The organism is Roseivirga sp. YIW32 (assembly GCF_057219245.1).
On the sequence record NZ_JBXVVG010000001.1, the window covers coordinates 1,309,884 to 1,329,735 of the forward strand.

Genomic DNA, 19,852 nt, shown 5'->3' on the forward strand with positions numbered 1-19,852 from the left:
CCAACTTTTTTAAGAGATACATTAACGATCCTACTCCAATTTGGGGTAGGATTTTTTATTTTCGCCCCATGAAGTATTTGATCATAGGTCTAGGTAATATCGGTGCCGAATATGAACTCACACGTCATAACATTGGGTTTTTGACACTTGATCGATTGGCCGATCAAAAAGGAGTGAATTTCGAAATGGATCGGTTGGCCTATCATGCAGAAGTCAAGCACAAGGGACGCAGCCTTCATTTGATCAAACCCACCACTTACATGAACCTAAGTGGCAAAGCCATGCGCCATTGGATGAACGAGCTAAAGGTGCCCAAAGAAAATTGCCTCGTGGTGGTGGATGACATTGCCCTCCCCTTTGGGAACATGCGATTACGTGCCAAAGGATCAAGCGCGGGACACAACGGCCTAAAGAACATCGAAGACCTGACCGGTGGACAAAATTATCCTAGATTAAAAATGGGCATTGGCGATGACTTCTCGAAAGGGCAACAAGTCGATTATGTACTTAGCAAATTCACTCAAAAAGAGTTCGATGAACTACCCTTTGCCATGGACAAGGCCATTGACATGATCTTTGCCTTTACCACCATCGGCATCAACCGCACCATGTCGGAGTTCAATGATTAGGGAGTCTAAGGACGAGATTCTTGATGCTTGAATCTTGAAGCTTGATGAATAAAATCTCACTCAAATTCCCATGAATTAGCTGTTTGTAAACACCTACAAACACAAAGTAAAAGCGCACGTCATACAAAACAAAACGCTACATTCAGTGGCGTTAATGGTACTTTTTGATTAATTATATGCGCTATATAAGGTATAAAAGTTCCTTGTAGCTTACGCTATGCTTCATGTAAAAAAGACGAATGAAAACAGCATACGACACCTACTATGAAACAGAAGACTTGTTCGGAGCACCTTATCCGGAGTTGATTTCGTTCTTTGAGCAATATCCAAAAAAAGGAAGCGTGCTTGATTTGGGCTGTGGCCAAGGTCGAAACACGATTGCACTCGCTCGGCTTGGTTATGCGGTAACGGGAATCGAACATTCAACGGTTGGAATCGACCAAATGAATCATATCGCGCAAGCTGAAAACCTAAATTTGAAGGGACAAGTTGAAGACATTTACGCTTTTAACTCATTTGAGAAGTTTCAGATCACTCTTCTCGACAGCATGTTTCATTTCAGCAAAAAAGACAGGGCTAAGGAAACGCGCTTGATCCAGAACATTGTCTTGCAAATTAAAAAAGGGAGTTTAGTAGTGGTTTGTATTCAAGACAGCGGACAAAAAGTGCACTTGCTCAATGAGGCCATTGACTTCGAACGAAAACTAAACAGGCTAATGGATAAGAAATTCAGCTACATTTTCGAAGACAAAAGTAGTGGGCATAAATCGCATACAGCGTATCGAATGATCGTGGTAGAAAAATAAGGCAAACTAGCGCCAAAGCTGATTGTCCTTTCTGAATTCAACTCCTGAAGAGTAGAGTTGAACAGAATTCAATAGACCGCCTTGCTGATCAACCATAGTTTCCACTTATTTGGACTACGAATCGTTTCAAAAAGTATTCTGAACATGAAGATCAACCTAGGCATACAAATCGCTCCCATACTCGAAAGAGAGAAAGGATTCCCTATCATCGATACATGCATTCACATAATCCAGTCATCGGGTATTCCTTACACGGTAAGCCCCTTTGAGACCGTGCTTGAGGGAGAGTATGACGAGATCATGAAACTCGTCGATATATTGTACCACAAGGTCAATGAACTAAGTCCTGAAACGGTCATCAATATCCGGATTCATACCCGCAGAGATGCCGATGTGATTGCTAAGGAAAAAACGGAGAAGTTTTCTTAGTACTTAGTACATAGCAATTGATCGATTAAATCGATACCTAAGTTTCTTATACATAAGAAAATTATGTATACTTGTGCATGTCTTCGAGTAAACTATTGAAAGGAAGCTTAGCCACCATTGTCCTTCGGTTATTGGAATCCAATGATCGCATGTATGGCTATGAGATCACACAAAAGGTAAAGGAACTGACAGCTGGTGAATTCAAGATCACCGAAGGTGCCCTCTACCCTACACTACATAAACTAGAAGCTGAAGGTTTCCTTTCTACTGAAACGCAAGCGGTTGAAGGAAGAGTACGCAAGTATTACTCCCTTACACAAGAGGGCAATGCAGAAGCCAAAGCCAAAGTTTCAGAACTAGAGGAGTTTATCCTTAGCCTTCAGCAAGTGTTAAACCCTAAACTTGGCATGGGATGAGACAGTATACGGAGTCGGCCGTCGTCACTTACCTGAAGAATCTTGACATCAAGCACATGGAGTTCTTCGATGAACTCTATGATCATATTTTGTCATCTTATGAAAATCGCTTAGATCGAAATCAAACCATGAAGGAACATATCGTTGATGTGGTTCAACCGAATTTCGGTGGTGCCAATGGCATCAAACGCATCATGAGCGCTCAACAAAAACTAAGGCAAAAGAGTATCAACCGGAGATTTGCTCAACTCTTTCGTGCATACTTCCTGGGATGGCCTTCAGTTTTGACCACCCTTTCAATCACCACCTTGATCATCTTGGCCAACTCACTTTTTCCTACAAGACAGGTGTTCCTTATCTCTATTGTGACCAGTATTTTTATCCCTTTTCTCATTGTAGGCTGGAAACAACTCCAGTTCTACGTTCAATGTAAAAAACTCGACCTACCCTATCGGAACAGCGACTTAAATACACGAATTTTCGAGCTTTCGCGACTAGGCATTACGGGGTTCAATATTTTCGTTTACCTGCTCGGGTTGATGACCTGGGGCGCTCCAAAGGCATCAATTGACAAAGCCGTACAATACCCAGTGATCAACATCACCATGTGCGTCCTTTTCATTTTGTATGGCTTGATCTGCCTAAAGATCTTTCGAGAGAAATTCACCTTCAAAATCTCCCTAAAATGAAGTTAACGACTGAACAAATCGAACAGATCAAGCAATTCATTCACTCCCGAGGCTTTACCTACATAGAAGTAGAAATGGAGATTCTCGATCATGTGGCTTCAGCCGTGGAAGGAAAACTCGAAAAAGAGCCAACAAAACCAATAGAACAGGCTATTCGAGAAGTGCATAAGAGTTTTGGACCTTTAGGTTTTAGTACATTCGAAGACTCTTTTCACAAAAGCTTCCGCCAACATTACTGGACTATTCAAAAAAATGTGCTGCGTCAGTACTTTTCTTTGGAAAAAGGTTGGATCACTCTTTCAGTTGTGCTAGCATCGATTTCGCTAAGCTTTTTGCTCAGAGAGCTCCCAGTTGAAGCAAAGATGGTCTTTGTTTTAATCATTTCTACAGCGTTATGGCTTATGCCCTTTCTCTATTTTAGAAAACGTTTCAAGCAATGGCGCAAAAAATCAATTGTAATAGGCACGCAACTATCTAGAATTGGCTTGGGCATGTACATCATTAATTACTCCTACTACTACACAAATGAGTTCCTGGATGCCCAATTGAATACTTTACCAATACTCACCATTGTGTTCAGTCTTGTTACAATCTTTTTCTTATTCACCAAGGATTGTATTGAGCAAGTCTATACATGGGCAAATGAACGCTATCTAAAGTATGCCTAGAAAGATCTTTTAGTACATGGTATTTGGCTCGAGCATACTGTGTGCAAAAGGTTAAGAGCCTAGACATATATCATCACAAGCAGGTCAGAACAGCAAAAAAGGACTCATTCCCATAAAACAGTCAAAGTTAACGTCTTTTGTCTCAGGTCTAGCGTCTAATATCTAACCCCAGCCTTCTCGATAACGGCATCGAAGAGTACTTGCGCACCGTTGGCTACGTCCTGATCTGTCGAATACTCTTCCACATTATGGCTGATTCCACGGACGCTTGGGATAAAGATCATTGTAGCAGGACAAACAGAAGCCATCATTTGCGCATCGTGGCCGGCCCCGCTAGGCATTCGTTTATAGGTCAGTTGATTTTTTACCGCTGCGTTTTGAACGGCATTGGTCATTTCGGTTGGAAAATGAACGGGCGCAAATCGTACCATCTCCTCGATCTGTAATTTCATATTTTGTGCTTTGACCAAGCCTTTGATGAAGCTATTGATCTCTTTTTGAGCCCCCTTCAATGTGTCAAAGGCTGTGCTTCTTAGGTCTAGTGTAAAAGTGGCCTTATTGGGTACAATATTAATGGTATTCGGTTCAAAGGCCACGCTCCCTACTGTGGCATAGACGTGGTTATGTGCTTTTCTACAATAATCCCCCACAAATTGAATGACCTGTCCTGCCGCATACCCCGCGTCTTTTCGGTATTGGATGGGTGTGGTTCCGGCATGATTTGCCTCTCCCTCTATTGTGTAGCGCGTCCAATAAATACCTTGCACCATCTCTACTACACCAATGTTGCGTTTTTCCATCTCCAACACAGGGCCTTGTTCGATGTGTAATTCAAAGAAACAGTCAAAACCAATGGCCCCAGGAGTCATTTCTCCCTTGTAGCCAATGGCTTCCAAGCCCTTTTCTACTGTAAGCTCTGGATCGTCATAAGCCGGAGCTGAATAGATCTCTGCTAGTTTATCAGGATTTGCATATACATAGCTGCCCATCATATCCGGTGCAAAGCGTACACCTTCCTCATTAGTGAAATTGACAAGGGCTAAAGGTTTTTCTGTCTCGATGCCTTGCTCATTCAACCGATGAATCAGTTCTAAGCCTGCAAGCACACCCAAGGGCCCGTCATATCGACCACCGGAGTAAACGGAATCTAGGTGCGAACCGAAAGCTACCGGCTTTCCCTTTTGTCTCCCTTTCCTAATGCCGATCATGTTACCCATTTGATCTACATGAACATCTAGACCTGCTGCTTGCATTTGCTCCTGCAGCAGATCACGTGCCACTTTGTCTTCCTGTGAAAGCGCAATGCGTTCAACACCAATTCGCCCTTTCTGCCCTATTTCGGCATAGCGTTCGATGTTTTGTAATAAACGTTTGGTGTTGATCTTCATCTCTCACTTTTCGTCACTCAGAACGAAGCGAAGAGTCCTCCGAACTGCTATGAAGATTCTTCAGTCGTCTTTTCAAGACACCTTCTGAATGACGTGCAAAACTAATTTAACTCACAGTAGATCCCGGATTTACCTTGGCATTAGGTTCGATCAACCGGAGATTTCCTTCAGCATCTTCTGCCATTAGGATCATGCCTTCAGAAACGGTCCCCATCATTGGTCTAGGGGCCAAATTCGCCACAATGGTGACCTGTTTACCGATCATCTCTTCAGGAGAATAGTGTTTGGCAATTCCACTCAGTATTGTACGCTTGTCGTTGCCGGTATCTACCAAAAACTTCAACAGCTTATTCGATTTCTCTACTTTCTCAGCTTCTAGAATGGTTCCTACTCTTAGATCCAACTTCATGAAGTCGTCAAAAACGATCTCATCTTTGAACGGTGCTACCGTTACTTCCTGGTGTTCCATTTCGTTCTGTTTTTTGGTGTTTTCTAATTTTTGTACTTGTTCTGCAATGGTTTGATCTTCAATCTTTTCAAACAGCAATTGTGCTTGTTCTAATGGATGACCTGAAACCAAAAGCTCGTCGTTTCCTGCTTTCGACCAATCTAATTCCTCCATATTTAAAAAGCCTCTTAGCTTTTCTGCACTGAACGGAATAAATGGCTCGGCCACGATGGTCAGGTTAGCCACGAGTTGTAGAGCAACGTTCAGGATCGTCTTTACCCGAGCTTCATCTGTTTTGATCAGCTTCCAAGGCTCCGTGTCGGCCAGGTATTTATTTCCCATCCTTGCCAATTCCATCATTTCGGCAAGCGCCTCTCTGAATCGATAGCGCTCTATGGCGTCACCTATATTTGCGGGCACTTTACCGAGAGCATCCAACATGTCCTTATCGATATCGAATAATTCACCTCGCTCAGGTACTTTACCCTCAAAATACTTATGCGTCAAGACCACCGCACGGTTGACGAAATTCCCTAGTATGGCAACTAGTTCGTTATTATTTCTGGCTTGGAAGTCCTTCCAAGTAAAATCATTGTCTTTCGACTCCGGTGCATTGGCGCACAACGTGTAGCGCAATACATCCTGCTTACCCGGAAACTCCGCTAAGTATTCATGCAGCCAGACAGCCCAGTTCCTAGAGGTAGAGATCTTATTATTTTCCAGGTTCAGGAATTCGTTCGCCGGTACATTATCGGGTAAAATATAGTCTCCATGAGCCTTGAGGATGGCAGGAAAAATGATGCAATGAAAGACGATATTGTCTTTTCCGATAAAGTGTACCAATTTGGTATCCTTTTCTTGCCAGTAATCCTTCCAGTCTTTTCCTTTTGCTTCCGCCCATTCCCTTGTCGCGGAAATATACCCTATGGGTGCGTCAAACCAAACGTACAGGACCTTACCATCAGCCCCTTCAACAGGTACTTTGATTCCCCAATCCAAGTCCCGTGTCATGGCCCTTGGCTGTAAACCTCCGTCAATCCACGACTTACATTGTCCCCAGACATTCGGCTTCCAATCACTTTTATGCCCTTTGACGATCCATTGCGTCAACCATTTTTCATAGTGCTGTAGAGGCAAATACCAGTGCTTCGTTTCCTTTAGAACTGGTGGATTTCCAGTTAAGGTTGACCTAGGTTCAATCAGATCCGTGGCATTCAAAGAAGAACCGCAATTCTCGCATTGATCACCGTAGGCTTCTTTATGCCCACATTTTGGACAGGTCCCAGTGATGTAACGATCGGCCAGGAATTGCTTTGCCTCCTCGTCATAATATTGCTCACTGGTTCGTTCCTCAAATTTCCCATTCGCATGCAACTGCTTAAAGAATTCTTGAGCCGTCTCGTGATGAATTGGCTTTGAAGTTCTCGAATAGATATCAAAAGAAATCCCTAACTGATCAAAACTCTGCTCGATCATCTGGTGGTAACGATCAACGATTTCTTGAGGCTCAACTCCCTCCTTTCGCGCACGCATCGTGATGGCCATACCGTGTTCGTCTGAACCACATATGAACGCCACATCTTCACCCTGTGCCCTCAGGTAGCGAACATAAATATCAGCAGGTACATAAACACCCGCTAAATGCCCGATGTGCACAGGTCCATTGGCGTATGGTAAAGCTGCCGTCACCGTGTGCCTTTTGAAATCCGTTTTTGTCATGGCTGCAAAGATAATCCCTTAGATTTTAGATGTTGGTTTTTAAGCCTTAGATTTCATTAAGAAAAGGCAAACCCCTTAGCATCGAATCATGAAGCATCTCCAAACTGAAATCATCATAGAACAATCCATTTTCAAGGTATGGGACGTATTAATGGATTTTCAGGCATATCCTGAATGGAATCCGTTCATACGATCGATCAAAGGGCTAAAACAAGTGGACAAGCAACTTCAAGTTGATGTTCGGACCCTTAAGGGAAGAAACATGCGTTTTGAACCCATCGTGCTCAAATACGAGAAGAATGATGAATTTCGATGGAAAGGGAAGCTGGGTATTCGCGGCATCTTTGATGGAGAACATTACTTTATGGTAGAAGAGCGAGGTGCACAACAAACCCGCTTCGTTCATGGCGAATTCTTTAGTGGCCTCTTGGTTGGCATCATGGGCGCCTTATTGAAAGATACCGAGAAAAGCTTTGAAGAGATGAATAAAGCCCTTAAACTTAAATGTGAAAGCCTCACTTAATTTTTTTAACCTCAAAAAATCATGACAGCAGACGAAGCCTTACGCCTCCTCAAGGAAGGAAATGAGCGTTACGTGAAGGGAGACTTGAAGCACCCTCATACTGACCCCGACAGGCGTTTTGAAACGAAAGGGGCACAACATCCTTTTGCTGTGATCCTAAGCTGTGCAGATTCTCGAGTGGTGCCGGAACTTTTATTCGATCAGGGATTGGGAGACTTATTTGTGATACGCGTGGCAGGCAATGTTGCTAAGGACAAAGTGTTTGGGAGTATCGAATACGCCATCAAATTCTTAAACTCTAAATTGATCGTTGTCCTAGGACATGAAAATTGTGGTGCTGTAAAAGCTAGTTTGGGAGATATTGATCCTGGCGGCCATATTGGCTCTATCATTCAACGCATCAAACCTGCGGTGTACATGGCCAGAAGAATGAAAGGCGACCTCCTGACCAATGCGATCAAAGTGAATGCTGAAATAGTCGGGGAAGAGATCAAAGAGACCAAGCCCATCATTTCAGAAGCGGTAAAGTCTGCTGGTGTTAAAGTAGTTTCGGCCTATTATCAGTTGGAAACCGGAACGATCGAGTGGCTATAGGCAAGCTTTCAAGCTAAAAAACTTTTGAGGAAGCCTTTATTCTCTCCTTTCTGCTTAACCACCAAAACGCTGCAGGCTTGATCCCCTTTGACAAACTCATCTGCCGTGTCTCCCATCAAAGACGCGATCGATTTACCCTTGCCTTTAGAGCCTATGATCAGTAGATCTGCAGGCTCTTCAGAAAGCTCCTTTTTCAACACATCGGCCACTGTTTTATCTCTGCCGTGCTCAACCAATTTCGCTGGTACGGGTTGGGTGAAATGGGTATCCAAATACTCCACCATCTTGGCATAAGCATACTGTTCGAGTTTTTTATTTACCAACGACTGTTTCTTCAATGCGATATTTACCTCATCCACTGTTTCGAATACTTGATTTAAGTAGCGAGATCCGTCTTCATACACATGGATAAATTGCAACTCCGGATCCATTTCCTTTGCCAATTGAATTTGTTTGGCCACGCGTGTCGCCAATAAGGAGTACACCGAAAAGTCTACAGGCAATACGATCTGCTCCCAAACCAAGCGATCGTTTGGATCAAGCATAAGCACGCTAGCTCCCGTTTTGCGAGCCACTTTTAGCGTTAAGGTTTTTAACTCTGACTGTTTGTCATTTGAGAGGATCAACAGCTCAGTTTTTAGCTCCGCTATTGCCTTCAATAAATGACCAATTTTTACTCTACTCACTTGTTGGATCTGGATCCGATGATCCGGATGAAACTTTTCTTGCACAAGAGACTGGAACGTTCGGTAGCGTTCGCTGGCTTCGGTTTCAACCAAATCAGGCAGATCTGCCAACAGCTCTTTGGGTAGATCCTCCTTGCTATCCAACAACAGAAAATGTATTTGTTTCGGAATGAATTGATTAGCGAGCTGTGCGATCTGCTCCACCAAAACCTCATTCGGTTGATGTTGCTCTACAAGAATTGACCACGTGTTGAAATTTTCCATGACTTAAAAGTTTTGAACGATGTAAAAATAGATGGGAAGCCCTAGGGTGATGTTCACCGGAAAAGTAACCGCAAGGGCCATCGGCAAATACAAGCCTGGACTAGCCTTCGGTACCGTCATTTTCATTGCAGCCGGAACAGCAATGTAAGAAGCACTGGCTGCCAAAACAGCCAGCATGAAGCGATCGCCGATGGCATCCGTCACAAGCCCGCTGAGTACGGCTACTATAGTGCCATTGAATAGCGCGATAAAAATGGCAAAGAACGTCGTAAACCAGCCATTATCAAGAAAGGACTTGAGGTGTTTACCACTGCTTATGCCCATATCAAGCAAGAAAATGGCTAAAAAGCCTTTGAAGATATCTGTCGTGAACGGTGCAATGCCCTCTGCTTGTTTGTCACTTGCCAACAAGCCTATGATCAAGCTGCCAATGATCAAAAGCACACTGCCGTTGGTCAGGGCATGTTTTACAATGTGCGAAATACCACCATTTACTGAAGACTTCGAAAATTTCTTGACTAATACTACGCCAACCACAATGGCAGGAGCCTCCATTAAGGCCATAATCGCCACCATGTGTCCGCCAAAGGAAACGGCTTGAAGCTCCAAAAACGATACTGCGGTAACAAAAGTGACAGCCGAAATAGATCCATAAGCCGCAGCAATGGCTCCTGAATTTTCTATAGACAGCTTTCTTTTCAGAATAAAGAAGGTGTAAATGGGAATAACAACCGCAGTCAATAATCCGAACGCAATGGAAAGGACAATCTCACTGGTGATGGTGCTGTGTGCCAGCTCCTGTCCACCCTTGAAGCCAATAGAGAATAAAAGATATAAAGAAATAAATTTTGACGAAGTCCCTGGTATTTCTAAGTCGCTCTTGAATTGTACGGAAATGATCCCAAGGATAAAAAAGAGCAGCGCTGGGTTTCTAAGGTTTTCTTCTAGTAACTCGAAACTCATGCCATTGATCTATTCATTTATGACAAAAGTGCTTTATTTCAATCATATATTTTTATTTATATTTATTATGCAATACATAAATAGTACTTATGAACTATACACTGCACCAACTTCGTGTTTTTCTTACCATTTGTGAATCCAAGAGCATTACCAAGGCGGCGGAAGTTCTTCATCTGAGTCAACCTGCGGTTTCCATTCAGCTCAGGAATCTACAAGAGCAATTTGATATTCCCTTGACAGAGGTTGTACGCAGAAAACTATACATCACGGAATTTGGTCAAGAAATTGCCGAAACCTGCGAGCGTATCTTGAACGAGGCAGAGACCATTAATCAAAAGATTCAATCATATAAAGGTCAGATCAGCGGAACATTAAAACTTTCTGTAGTGTCAACAGGGAAATACGTCATGCCCTATTTCCTCAGTCAGTTTTTGCTCGAGAATCCGGCCGTTAAACTGAAAATGGATGTCACCAACAAGGCACAGGTGGTACAAAGTCTTGAGGATAATGCTGTCGATTTTTCTTTGGTCTCCATTTTGCCGGAACGCATGAGTTTAGAGGCCATCCCTTTGATGCAAAACAAGCTTTACCTGATGGGCAATGCGGCTTTCATAGAGAAGCACCCTGTTCGAAGCATCGAGGACCTTGAAAATGTTCCCCTCATTTTTCGCGAGGATGGATCAGGCACCCGTCAAACGCTCGAGCGGTTTACCTCATTTAAAAACCTCACCATTCAAAACTCCATGGAACTAACTTCCAATGAAGCCGTGAAACAAGCTGTGGTAGCAGGTCTTGGCTATTCGATCATGCCCCTGATCGGCACCAAGAATGACCTTCAATTGAAGCACCTGGAGATCGTACCCATCAAAGGCTTTCCCTTGACCTCTCAATGGCAATTAGTCTGGTTGAAAAACAAACGATTCTCTTTGGCAGCTCAAGCCTACATTAGCTATGTTGAAAAACACAAAGCAGAGATTATTCAGCAGAAATTTGATTGGTATGAAGCCTATCCATGATAGAAAGACTTATCTTCTGCCTTTAAACCACTTTCAACCTTGAGACAAACGATTTTTTTCCTCTGCTGCTTTTGCGGCTCACTTTTCTCCATAAAGGCGCAGCAATATGTTGACATCGGCAAGCTATTTTACGCCAACACCCCTGTTAACCATTTTGACACCTTGACCAACGGAACGCGTGTTGAAGAATTCGGCTTGGACTTGAACATTCCTGTACCGCTTCAAAATGGACACGCTCTCCTGTTTGGCTTTTATGGGGAAGGCATTTCTACGGCAGTAAATCCGGTTGAACCGAATTTAACGTCAGTATATACTTTGAACCCTCGACTAGGTATCAATTACCAGCATTCAGTAAAATGGACCGGCACCTATTTATTACTTCCTAAACTATCGTCCGACCTCAAGCAAATCGGTCGAAATGATCTTCAATTGGGTGCCATTGCCTTATTGAAGTACAAAAAGCATCAGCGCTTCGCCTGGCAATTTGGACTTTATTACAATGGAGAACGCTTCGGTCCCTTCTTCGTGCCACTCTTCGGTTTTTATCACCTGAGCTCAGATGAGCGATTCGAAATGAATGTACGACTACCGCTTGCCGTGGATATGAATTATCGACTGAATGCACGTCTCAAAGCGGGTCTTGAGTTTTCTGCATTTGTCAGGTCTTATCATTTAAATGAACCCTATAGAGGGAATCCTGAAAACTATTTAGTGAAGGCGTCAAACGAGCTCTTTGCCTATCTCCATGTCGATTTGACCAAAAACCTCCTACTGAAAACAAAAGCCGGGTATTCCATTGGTCGAAACTTCAGGGTATATGATTTGGAAGACCGGGTGACCTGGGGGCTTTCTGCTTTTCGATTTAATGACGAACGTCAGCAGCTGAATGCCGATTTCCGCGATGGATTGGTCTTTCGTGCAGAATTGATCTATCGTTTTCGATTGGATGATAACTGATCAATTGGAAACTCTTTACCCGTGTTGAACCTTCAATAAAGCCAGATTAATCGAGAAGTGTTTCAGCATGGTGTCAAACAACCCCGAACGGAGTGCGCGACACCCAGAATCACTCTAGATATTACGCCCATCATGAATCGCAATACGAGTCTTAGGGAGACCCTAAGACCAGAAAAGCGTTTCGGAATGGTGTCAAACAGCCCTAAATGGAGTGCTCACCGCCAAGCACACAACTCCTCATATTCCGCGCATCGCAATACGCATTTATTAAGGTGAAAAGGCCTCAGGGAGACCCTAAGACTAGAGAACGGGTTCTTAGGGAGACCCTAAGACCAGGGAAGGGAGACTCATTTGTGCAATACCTAAATTCAAGCACATCACTCTTCGTATTCCGCAAGACTCAATACGCAAGACTCAAGACTCAATACCCACTACTAGAGACTATCAGAACAATCGTTTCACCAATAACTTTTCTCCCCTTAACCAATATCTAATTTTAAAGACCTACCTTTGCGGCTTGAATTGAGAAGCCAACATGAAGAGCATCAGAAATATTGCCATTATTGCACACGTTGACCATGGCAAAACTACCCTAGTGGATAAGATCATCCATGCCTCTAAGCTGTTTAGAGATAACCAAGAATCAGGCGACCTGATATTAGACAACAACGACCTGGAGCGTGAACGAGGGATCACCATCCTATCGAAAAACGTTTCCGTTGTTTACAAAGACGTTAAGATCAACATCATCGACACCCCTGGTCACGCAGACTTTGGTGGAGAAGTAGAGCGCGTATTGAAGATGGCTGATGGTGTGTTGCTTTTAGTAGATGCATTTGAAGGCCCTATGCCTCAAACACGCTTTGTATTGAGCAAAGCATTAGCCCTTGGCCTCACTCCTATTGTGGTTGTGAACAAGGTAGATAAAGAGAATTGTCGTCCAGATGAAGTCCATGAGCAAGTATTTGACTTGATGTTCAACCTCGATGCCACAGAAGAGCAATTGAATTTTGAAACCATGTATGGCTCTTCAAAAATGGGTTGGATGAGCGATGATTGGCAGAAACAAACCGATAGCATTACTCCTTTATTGGACAAGATCCTCGAGACCATACCTGAGGCACCAAGTCCGGAAGGAACTCCACAATTCCAAGTCACTTCGCTTGACTACTCTTCTTATGTCGGTCGTATTGCGATTGGCCGCGTATACCAAGGCAAGCTTGAAGAAGGCAAGTCTATGGGCATGACAAAAGCTGATGGCACGATCAAACGCGTGCGGATCAAGGAACTACAGACATTTGAAGGACTCGGCAGACAAAAGGCAACCGAAGTAAAAGCAGGCGATCTTTGTGCCATTGTTGGATTGGATGATTTCGACATTGGTGACACCCTTACCGATTTTGAAAATCCTGCGCCATTACCACGTCTTTCCATTGACGAACCCACAATGAACATGTTGTTCACCATCAACAACTCACCAGGCTTTGGTTCTGAAGGTAAATTTGTTACTTCTCGACACCTGCGTGATCGTTTGATGAAAGAAACCGAAAAGAACTTGGCACTACGCGTTGAAGAAACCGATTCCGAAGATAAGTTCTTGGTCTATGGTCGCGGCATTCTCCACTTGTCTGTCCTTATTGAAACGATGAGACGTGAGGGTTATGAATTGATGGTTGGACAGCCTCAGGTGATCTTCAAAGAAATTGATGGACAACGTTGCGAACCTATCGAGTCCTTGGTGGTGGATGTTCCTGAAAGTGTCTCTGGAAAAGTGATCGAATTAGCCACCCAACGCAAGGGAGAGCTTAAGATCATGGAACCGAAAGGCGATCAGCAGCACTTAGAGTTTGACATTCCTTCAAGGGGGTTGATCGGATTACGAAACAACGTGTTGACCGCTACAGCAGGTGAAGCCGTCATGAACCACCGCTTCAAAGAATACCAACCCTACAAAGGCGAGATCAAAGGACGATTGAATGGATCATTGATCTCGATGGAAAATGGCCCCGGAACAGCCTATTCAATGGATAAATTGCAAGACAGAGGCACTTTCTTTGTTGCTCCTGGTGAAGAACTCTACACCGGACAGGTCATTGGAGAAAACTCAAGAGAAAACGACATCGTCGTGAATGTTCAGAAGGGTAAGAAACTGACGAACATGCGAGCTTCAGGATCTGATGACAACTCGAAGATAGCTCCTCCAAAGCGTTTTTCTCTAGAAGAGGCCATGGAATACATTCAAAAAGATGAATACCTGGAAATTACTCCGCTAAGTATGCGCATGCGTAAGATCTACTTGGATGAAAATACACGTTTACGAATGGCCAAAAGCCAAGGTTAATACGAGGGGCTAGCGCCTCATCATTTCACTTAAATGGTTCATTTACTTCTGTAGGTGAACCATTTTTAATTGTATTCATTGGTGTGATCGATGCTTCTTGGTTAATTTAAGAGAAGAACGACATGGCACATGAAGAAATTATTAGTACTCACTGGCGGCGGAGATTGTCCTGGTCTAAACACTGTGATCAGAGCGATTGTCAAGAAAGCTGAGCGAGAAGGGATTGAAGTATACGGGAGTATTGAAGCCTATAATGGTCTGTTGCGGCAGCCACAGGAGATCATCCGTCTAACGAACAAAGAGGTAGCCGGTATTCACGTCAAAGGTGGAACCATTATCGGCACGACCACGAAAGGTGGCCCATTCAGTTGTCCAACACAACGACCGGATGGCTCATGGGAGGAAGTTGACCGATCGGCAGAAACCGTCGAAATGGTGCGAGAAATGGGCTTTGACTGCGTCATCAGTATTGGCGGTGACGGATCTCAAGCCATCAGCCAACAGCTATTCGAAATGGGCATGCCGGTGATTGGTGTGCCGAAAACCATCGACAATGACCTGTCAGCAACAGATTACACCTTCGGTTTTCAAACCGCGGTGCAGGAAGCGACCGATGCAGTAGACAAGCTGGTTTCAACAGCTGAGAGTCATCACCGCGTCATGATCTTAGAAGTCATGGGGCGTAATGCGGGTTGGATCGCCCTGCATGCTGCCATTGCAGGAGGCGCAGAAGTATGCCTGATTCCTGAAATACCTTACACTATCCAAAAAGTCAAAGAACGTATTGAATCGAGATACAAAAATGGAAAAGGTTTTGTCATCGTCGTCATTGCAGAGGGAGCCTTTCCGGTTGATGGACAGATCACGGCCAAAGAAAGTGATGAGGTAGGCTATGAAAATGTACGTTTGGGTGGTGTAGCCCATATGCTTACCCAGCAGTTGAAAAATGTAGGCTGTGAGGCGGACATTAGAGAAATGATATTAGGGCACTTGCAAAGAGGAGGCACGCCTGTTTCTTTTGACCGTGTACTGGCTACTTTGTATGGCGTAAAAGCGCTAGAATTAGCAATGGCCAAAGACTTCGGCAAGATGGTGATCTTTAAAGACCATCAGATCTCTGCTGTGCCGATCAAAGAAGCCATTGACTCTTATAAAACAGTCGAGCCGGAAGGCTACATGGTCAAAACAGCCAAGAGTGTGGGCATTTCTTTTGGGGATTAAAAAAGAGCCACTGATGTGACCCTTTTTGAAAAACCAATTTTAATCTAAAAGATCGCCTAGAATCTCCTCTATTCTATAGTATTGAAATGTTTTATCATCTGACATAGCTACGAACAAACCCTTAGGATATGCGGAACCTAGAGCAACATTGGTTACTTCAGAACCATCACTCTCCATTGTCGAAACATAGACCTTTTTGATCAAGGAATGCTGATGCGCTCTACCATTATCTCCTTCTCTACGGTAGATATTAAAAGCATTATCCTGCTGGTCTGAGACGATCAAAAAACCTGTACTTGGTCCTGTTTTGTAGATGGAGATTCCTTCATGATCTTTTTTAAAATCATTCTGACCAAAAAAGGCCAATTCTTCGTTGCCTTTTTCCGGATCAGCGTAATACTTTCTGATGCCCACCGTTTCGTCGGAATAATAGACATATCCCATCTCTGCATCCACGGCAATCGCTTCGATCTCCTTCTTACCCGAGAACTTACCGAATTTTCGAACCAGCTGAGCCTGAATGGTACCAAGGCTGTCCATTGTTAGCTCATATTGCCAAAGATAATCGGCCAATGGCCCCGTTTTTCTCCCCATAAAAGCGAAGACTTTGCCGTCCTGCTGTCGATGATAAAGAGCCACCCCCATTAAATCTCGATATTCTAGCCCTTCTTCGCCTACATAAATAGGAATTCCACCATTATCAAGTGGCTCCATATCGGGAACAGAGAAAACCCGCATATTGTGGGTCATTCGCTCTCCCGTTACAACTATATCCAATGTATCTTCATTAAAAACCACACCTTGTAATAGATCTACATTGTTCGGTCTTTTTAGACCACTAACTGTTTTTTCTGCGAGGATCTTACCATTGAGGTCAAAAACGAAAAGACCACCATCTTCATTTTTATCTGTTCCAATGATCAAACTGTTTAAAGGCATTGTGGGATGAATCCAAATAGCAGGATCGTCCGTGTCGTATTTCACTGGATCCGTTGATAATACAGGTTTAACAGCGTCGGGATGGATCTTAGGTTTTTGCTCACAAGCCATCATTAAGATCAATGCCAAACAGGATAATAAAAATTGTTTCTTCATTTTAAAAGTTTGAGGTGGCCTAAGCCACCTCTTTTTAAGTGTACAGATTAATTATCTCTCCCGAACAAGTCAAACTTGACTCCAGCATTAAATCTCACATTGTAGTATTCCATTTGCATCGTTCTGCTGCTAATGCCTTGGTAATACCTCAATGGCTGATTCGTTAAGTTGTTGACTTCAAAGAAAAACCTCCAGTTTGGCGTGAAGGCATAAGAACCATTCAAGTCAAGGAAAGTCTGTTTATCATAGAACCTATCTTCAAATGTATCACCACCCAACTCATCGATATAGTCACTTGCATAGTTCAAAGAGGCCCGCAGAACAAGTTTGTCTGTTTCCCACGAAAGCGATGCATTGAACATGTTCTCAGCAGTTCCAGGCAAAGCCAAATCATCGTTCTCCCTACCTTGAATACCCGTTGTGCTAGACTGAGTATAAGTATAATTCAAATAAACACCCAAGCCTTTCCAAATCTGCTTTTGAAAAGCGAATTCAAGCCCAAAGATCTCTGCCGTACCGCCATTTAAGAATGTGGTAAACTCCAGGTCAGGACCATACTGTGGGTCTGTGTAGTCTTCAACGACCCGCTCATAGATAAAATCGTCTACATCTTTATAAAAAGCTCCTGCTGAGAAAAGTCCAATATTCGTAAAGTAATGCTCGAACATCAGATCGAAGTTCATCGATGTGGTTGGATCAAGCTCTGGATTACCTCTTGTTAACTCATCATCTTCTTGCACGAATTCTGCATAAGGAACCAAATCAAAATAGTTTGGTCTTGCAATGGTATTCGTCCATGCGAATCTCAAAACGGTATAATCTGTAAAATTATAATTCAAGTGAACCCCTGGCAAGAAGTTGGTATAGTTCTGGGAAGCCGTTTCTTCTGTGATGATATCATTATCAATATCATACTCATTACCAGTGTACTCAATTGCAGTAGATTCTACTCTTACGCCTACAATACCCGACAATTTACTATTTAACGTAACGTCTGCCATCACGTAACCGCCGAAGATGTCTTCATCAGCTTCGAAATTACCTGGGATGTATTCTTCTCTCTCATCTGACTGATCGAAGAAATTACCATTAGTTAGGTCTAAGCCGCCTAAGAACTGAGGCGTCACGAAATATCCGGCTCTGTACTGACTTCCTGCCAAATAATCTGGATTCGTTATGTCTGTATTTGGTACGTCCCCTAGTGTTGCACCAAAGGCATCTTCATCAAGTGGTTCGTAAGAGAAAAAGGAATTCTCTCTTACTTTATTCTTTGTTCTTAGCCGACCACCAAACTTTAGAATGGTGTTCTGCGAAGCGGGAAGTGTAAAATCTAAGCGCGCATTAAAGTCTTCATCGTACGTGTCTTGGAATTCCTCTGTAATCTCATTGAAACCAATACCAAAATTATCTGCAGGATTTGTCAAAAAGGCATTTGGGAACTCTGGATTTCTAAGGTCTAGCGTTACGGCTTGATCTGATTCTCGATATTCAATATATCGTTCGTTAGGGCGCTTTTCTGAAGCTCTAGCATACGTGGCAGACCAATCCACGCCAAGCTTACTGAATTGATGCTCACCCCTTAAGCTTATATTTCTGTTTCGTTGATCTTCTAATCTTCGGTTATCTACTCTGTTATTCCCAATCCCTCCTTTGGTCTGGAAACCAACCCTTGCAGGCATATTCCACACGTTAGTACCATCAGGAATCGCCAAACCATCATCGAAAGCATCATCCATTTGTGATACTCTCATTCTATAGCGGGTTTCCCAATCATCCCTCCAGTTGTAAATACCAGATAGATAAAGCTTATGGTTAGGATTGATCTCGTAATCAAGGGCAAGATTGAAGCTTCTCCTTCTCCTTTGCACGTAATATTGTCTAACATCAAACTCCTCTAATACAGCTTGTCCTTGATCATTTTCAAACCAAACTGCCTCTACGTTGTCTGAGCCAAAATCGTGATCATTGTAACTGACGGAGGCCAATACTCCTAGCTTGTTGTTTATAAACCTATCACCTGCAATTAGAGTACCTGTCCAGATCGGCTTTTGTGACAGAAAGTTATAACCAGAAGCCAACGTTCCTGATATCCGTTGTCCGCTCGGTGCTGAACGTGTAACCAAATTCACAGATCCACCAATCGCGTCAGCATCCATATCAGGAAGCACAGCTTTATTTACTTGAATTGTTTGGATTAAATCTGAAGGGATCAGATCCAGCTGAATATTTCTATTGTCGCCTTCGGCCGAAGGAATTCTCTCTCCATTGAGCATTACTGAATTCAATTGAGGCGCTAAACCACGTATGATGAAATTTCTAGCTTCACCTTGATCATTCTGAATCGTAATACCAGGAATACGTTTTAATGCGTCACCCACATTTGCATCTGGAAAACGCCCGATTTGATCTGCTGCCACTATGTTCGTAATGTTGGGCCGAGTTCTTTGCTCATTCAATGCTTTTGCTTGTCCCTTCAGCCGGTCACCAATGACCATAACCTCCCCTGCAGTAGTAAAACCAGGAATCATGCTAAAATTCAACTCCAAAGTTGCCCCAGATGTAATAGATACTTGTTGTTCTATCGTTTTATAACCGATAAAAGTGACTTTTACAGTGTAGTCTCCATTGGCCAACTCTAGCAATTTGAAGTAACCGTTTACGTCAGTAGGTACTCCTTTATTTAGTGTGTTTATCTGTATGCTCGCTCCTGGCAAACCTAGTCCAAGTTCATCGGTCACACGACCGGTCAATATCCCTGTCTGAGCCAAAATAGGGCTCATACAGAGTGAAAAAAGTAGGCAAATAATAAAGTGTTTTCTCATCGTTTTTGGTGTTTACCCAAAGCTGATGATCCAATCCAACATTATCGTGACTTGAATATTATTTAAAATTGAAATCTAGCAGTCTCTCTTTAAGCCTGTGTGACGTAGGCTTTTTAGAAATTAATTTTAGATTAAATAACGCGCAAAAATACCCTTGTCAAATAAAAAAAAAGCTCTG

At 43.2% G+C, this 19,852-nt stretch carries 18 protein-coding genes; 12 read left to right on the forward strand and 6 right to left on the reverse strand.

Annotated features, from left to right (window positions below):
• The first annotated feature begins 68 nt into the window (after positions 1-68).
• From pth to AC2D6U_RS06350, 6 genes are all read left to right on the forward strand, one after another.
• Positions 69-629: an aminoacyl-tRNA hydrolase gene (gene pth / locus AC2D6U_RS06325; protein WP_484720106.1), complete on the forward strand. Its 561-nt coding sequence runs from the start codon at positions 69-71 to the stop codon at positions 627-629.
• 239 nt (positions 630-868) lie between these two features.
• A complete protein-coding gene (locus tag AC2D6U_RS06330) occupies positions 869-1,435 on the forward strand; it encodes a class I SAM-dependent methyltransferase (RefSeq protein WP_484720107.1) in 567 nt (188 codons plus the stop codon).
• 144 nt (positions 1,436-1,579) lie between these two features.
• The gene (locus AC2D6U_RS06335; protein WP_484720108.1) at positions 1,580-1,864 is read left to right on the forward strand and encodes a thiamine-binding protein; all 285 of its coding nucleotides are present in this window, start codon (positions 1,580-1,582) and stop codon (positions 1,862-1,864) included.
• Between the two features lie 77 nt (positions 1,865-1,941).
• Positions 1,942-2,280, forward strand: coding sequence for a PadR family transcriptional regulator (locus tag AC2D6U_RS06340; RefSeq protein WP_484720109.1), 339 nt, complete (start codon positions 1,942-1,944; stop codon positions 2,278-2,280).
• A complete protein-coding gene (locus AC2D6U_RS06345) occupies positions 2,277-2,969 on the forward strand; it encodes a hypothetical protein (protein ID WP_484720110.1) in 693 nt (230 codons plus the stop codon). The genes AC2D6U_RS06340 and AC2D6U_RS06345 overlap by 4 nt, the downstream gene beginning before the upstream one ends.
• A complete protein-coding gene (locus AC2D6U_RS06350; protein ID WP_484720111.1) occupies positions 2,966-3,637 on the forward strand; it encodes a hypothetical protein in 672 nt (223 codons plus the stop codon). Before AC2D6U_RS06345 ends, AC2D6U_RS06350 begins: the two co-directional genes overlap by 4 nt.
• 155 nt (positions 3,638-3,792) lie before the next feature.
• Here AC2D6U_RS06350 and AC2D6U_RS06355 read toward each other — a convergent pair whose 3' ends face one another.
• Together AC2D6U_RS06355 and metG are read right to left on the reverse strand one after the other, a co-directional pair.
• Positions 3,793-5,025: a M20 family metallo-hydrolase gene (locus tag AC2D6U_RS06355; RefSeq protein WP_484720112.1), complete on the reverse strand. Its 1,233-nt coding sequence runs from the start codon at positions 5,023-5,025 to the stop codon at positions 3,793-3,795.
• Between the two features lie 106 nt (positions 5,026-5,131).
• Positions 5,132-7,192 carry a methionine--tRNA ligase gene (gene metG, locus AC2D6U_RS06360; protein WP_484720113.1) on the reverse strand — a complete coding sequence of 687 codons (2,061 nt, stop codon included), beginning with the start codon at positions 7,190-7,192 and terminating at the stop codon, positions 5,132-5,134.
• An 88-nt stretch (positions 7,193-7,280) separates the two neighbouring features.
• On the opposite strand from metG, the gene AC2D6U_RS06365 reads away from it, so the two are divergent.
• Together AC2D6U_RS06365 and AC2D6U_RS06370 are read left to right on the forward strand one after the other, a co-directional pair.
• Positions 7,281-7,715: an SRPBCC family protein gene (locus AC2D6U_RS06365; protein WP_484720114.1), complete on the forward strand. Its 435-nt coding sequence runs from the start codon at positions 7,281-7,283 to the stop codon at positions 7,713-7,715.
• Between the two features lie 21 nt (positions 7,716-7,736).
• A complete protein-coding gene (locus AC2D6U_RS06370) occupies positions 7,737-8,309 on the forward strand; it encodes a carbonic anhydrase (RefSeq protein WP_484720115.1) in 573 nt (190 codons plus the stop codon).
• Between the two features lie 8 nt (positions 8,310-8,317).
• Here the strand turns inward: AC2D6U_RS06370 and AC2D6U_RS06375 are convergent, their stop codons facing one another.
• Positions 8,318-9,259, reverse strand: coding sequence for a universal stress protein (locus tag AC2D6U_RS06375; protein ID WP_484720116.1), 942 nt, complete (start codon positions 9,257-9,259; stop codon positions 8,318-8,320).
• 3 nt (positions 9,260-9,262) lie between these two features.
• Positions 9,263-10,222, reverse strand: a complete 960-nt coding sequence (locus AC2D6U_RS06380) for a sodium-dependent bicarbonate transport family permease (protein ID WP_484720117.1) — start codon at positions 10,220-10,222, stop codon at positions 9,263-9,265.
• An 89-nt stretch (positions 10,223-10,311) separates the two neighbouring features.
• Here AC2D6U_RS06380 and AC2D6U_RS06385 point away from each other — a divergent pair, with 89 nt between their 5' ends.
• From AC2D6U_RS06385 to AC2D6U_RS06400, 4 genes are all read left to right on the forward strand, one after another.
• Positions 10,312-11,238 (forward strand): LysR family transcriptional regulator, encoded by a 927-nt coding sequence (locus tag AC2D6U_RS06385; RefSeq protein ID WP_484720118.1) that lies wholly within the window; start codon positions 10,312-10,314, stop codon positions 11,236-11,238.
• Between the two features lie 39 nt (positions 11,239-11,277).
• Positions 11,278-12,195, forward strand: a complete 918-nt coding sequence (locus AC2D6U_RS06390; protein ID WP_484720119.1) for a DUF6268 family outer membrane beta-barrel protein — start codon at positions 11,278-11,280, stop codon at positions 12,193-12,195.
• A gap of 535 nt (positions 12,196-12,730) precedes the next feature.
• Positions 12,731-14,536, forward strand: coding sequence for a translational GTPase TypA (gene typA, locus AC2D6U_RS06395; protein ID WP_484720120.1), 1,806 nt, complete (start codon positions 12,731-12,733; stop codon positions 14,534-14,536).
• Between the two features lie 129 nt (positions 14,537-14,665).
• Positions 14,666-15,757 carry a 6-phosphofructokinase gene (locus tag AC2D6U_RS06400; protein WP_484720121.1) on the forward strand — a complete coding sequence of 364 codons (1,092 nt, stop codon included), beginning with the start codon at positions 14,666-14,668 and terminating at the stop codon, positions 15,755-15,757.
• Positions 15,758-15,796: 39 nt separating this feature from the next.
• Here the strand turns inward: AC2D6U_RS06400 and AC2D6U_RS06405 are convergent, their stop codons facing one another.
• Together AC2D6U_RS06405 and AC2D6U_RS06410 are read right to left on the reverse strand one after the other, a co-directional pair.
• Positions 15,797-16,852 carry a phytase gene (locus AC2D6U_RS06405; RefSeq protein ID WP_484720122.1) on the reverse strand — a complete coding sequence of 352 codons (1,056 nt, stop codon included), beginning with the start codon at positions 16,850-16,852 and terminating at the stop codon, positions 15,797-15,799.
• 47 nt (positions 16,853-16,899) lie between these two features.
• Positions 16,900-19,632, reverse strand: a complete 2,733-nt coding sequence (locus AC2D6U_RS06410; RefSeq protein ID WP_484720123.1) for a TonB-dependent receptor — start codon at positions 19,630-19,632, stop codon at positions 16,900-16,902.
• Positions 19,633-19,852: the final 220 nt, after the last annotated feature.

Coding starts and splice junctions, on each gene's coding strand:
- pth (WP_484720106.1), top strand. CDS start 69: ATGAAGTATTTGATCATAGGTCTAGGTAATATCGGTGCCGAATATGAA.
- AC2D6U_RS06330 (WP_484720107.1), top strand. CDS start 869: ATGAAAACAGCATACGACACCTACTATGAAACAGAAGACTTGTTCGGA.
- AC2D6U_RS06335 (WP_484720108.1), top strand. CDS start 1,580: ATGAAGATCAACCTAGGCATACAAATCGCTCCCATACTCGAAAGAGAG.
- AC2D6U_RS06340 (WP_484720109.1), top strand. CDS start 1,942: ATGTCTTCGAGTAAACTATTGAAAGGAAGCTTAGCCACCATTGTCCTT.
- AC2D6U_RS06345 (WP_484720110.1), top strand. CDS start 2,277: ATGAGACAGTATACGGAGTCGGCCGTCGTCACTTACCTGAAGAATCTT.
- AC2D6U_RS06350 (WP_484720111.1), top strand. CDS start 2,966: ATGAAGTTAACGACTGAACAAATCGAACAGATCAAGCAATTCATTCAC.
- AC2D6U_RS06355 (WP_484720112.1), bottom strand. CDS start 5,025: ATGAAGATCAACACCAAACGTTTATTACAAAACATCGAACGCTATGCC.
- metG (WP_484720113.1), bottom strand. CDS start 7,192: ATGACAAAAACGGATTTCAAAAGGCACACGGTGACGGCAGCTTTACCA.
- AC2D6U_RS06365 (WP_484720114.1), top strand. CDS start 7,281: ATGAAGCATCTCCAAACTGAAATCATCATAGAACAATCCATTTTCAAG.
- AC2D6U_RS06370 (WP_484720115.1), top strand. CDS start 7,737: ATGACAGCAGACGAAGCCTTACGCCTCCTCAAGGAAGGAAATGAGCGT.
- AC2D6U_RS06375 (WP_484720116.1), bottom strand. CDS start 9,259: ATGGAAAATTTCAACACGTGGTCAATTCTTGTAGAGCAACATCAACCG.
- AC2D6U_RS06380 (WP_484720117.1), bottom strand. CDS start 10,222: ATGAGTTTCGAGTTACTAGAAGAAAACCTTAGAAACCCAGCGCTGCTC.
- AC2D6U_RS06385 (WP_484720118.1), top strand. CDS start 10,312: ATGAACTATACACTGCACCAACTTCGTGTTTTTCTTACCATTTGTGAA.
- typA (WP_484720120.1), top strand. CDS start 12,731: ATGAAGAGCATCAGAAATATTGCCATTATTGCACACGTTGACCATGGC.
- AC2D6U_RS06400 (WP_484720121.1), top strand. CDS start 14,666: ATGAAGAAATTATTAGTACTCACTGGCGGCGGAGATTGTCCTGGTCTA.
- AC2D6U_RS06405 (WP_484720122.1), bottom strand. CDS start 16,852: ATGAAGAAACAATTTTTATTATCCTGTTTGGCATTGATCTTAATGATG.
- AC2D6U_RS06410 (WP_484720123.1), bottom strand. CDS start 19,632: ATGAGCCCTATTTTGGCTCAGACAGGGATATTGACCGGTCGTGTGACC.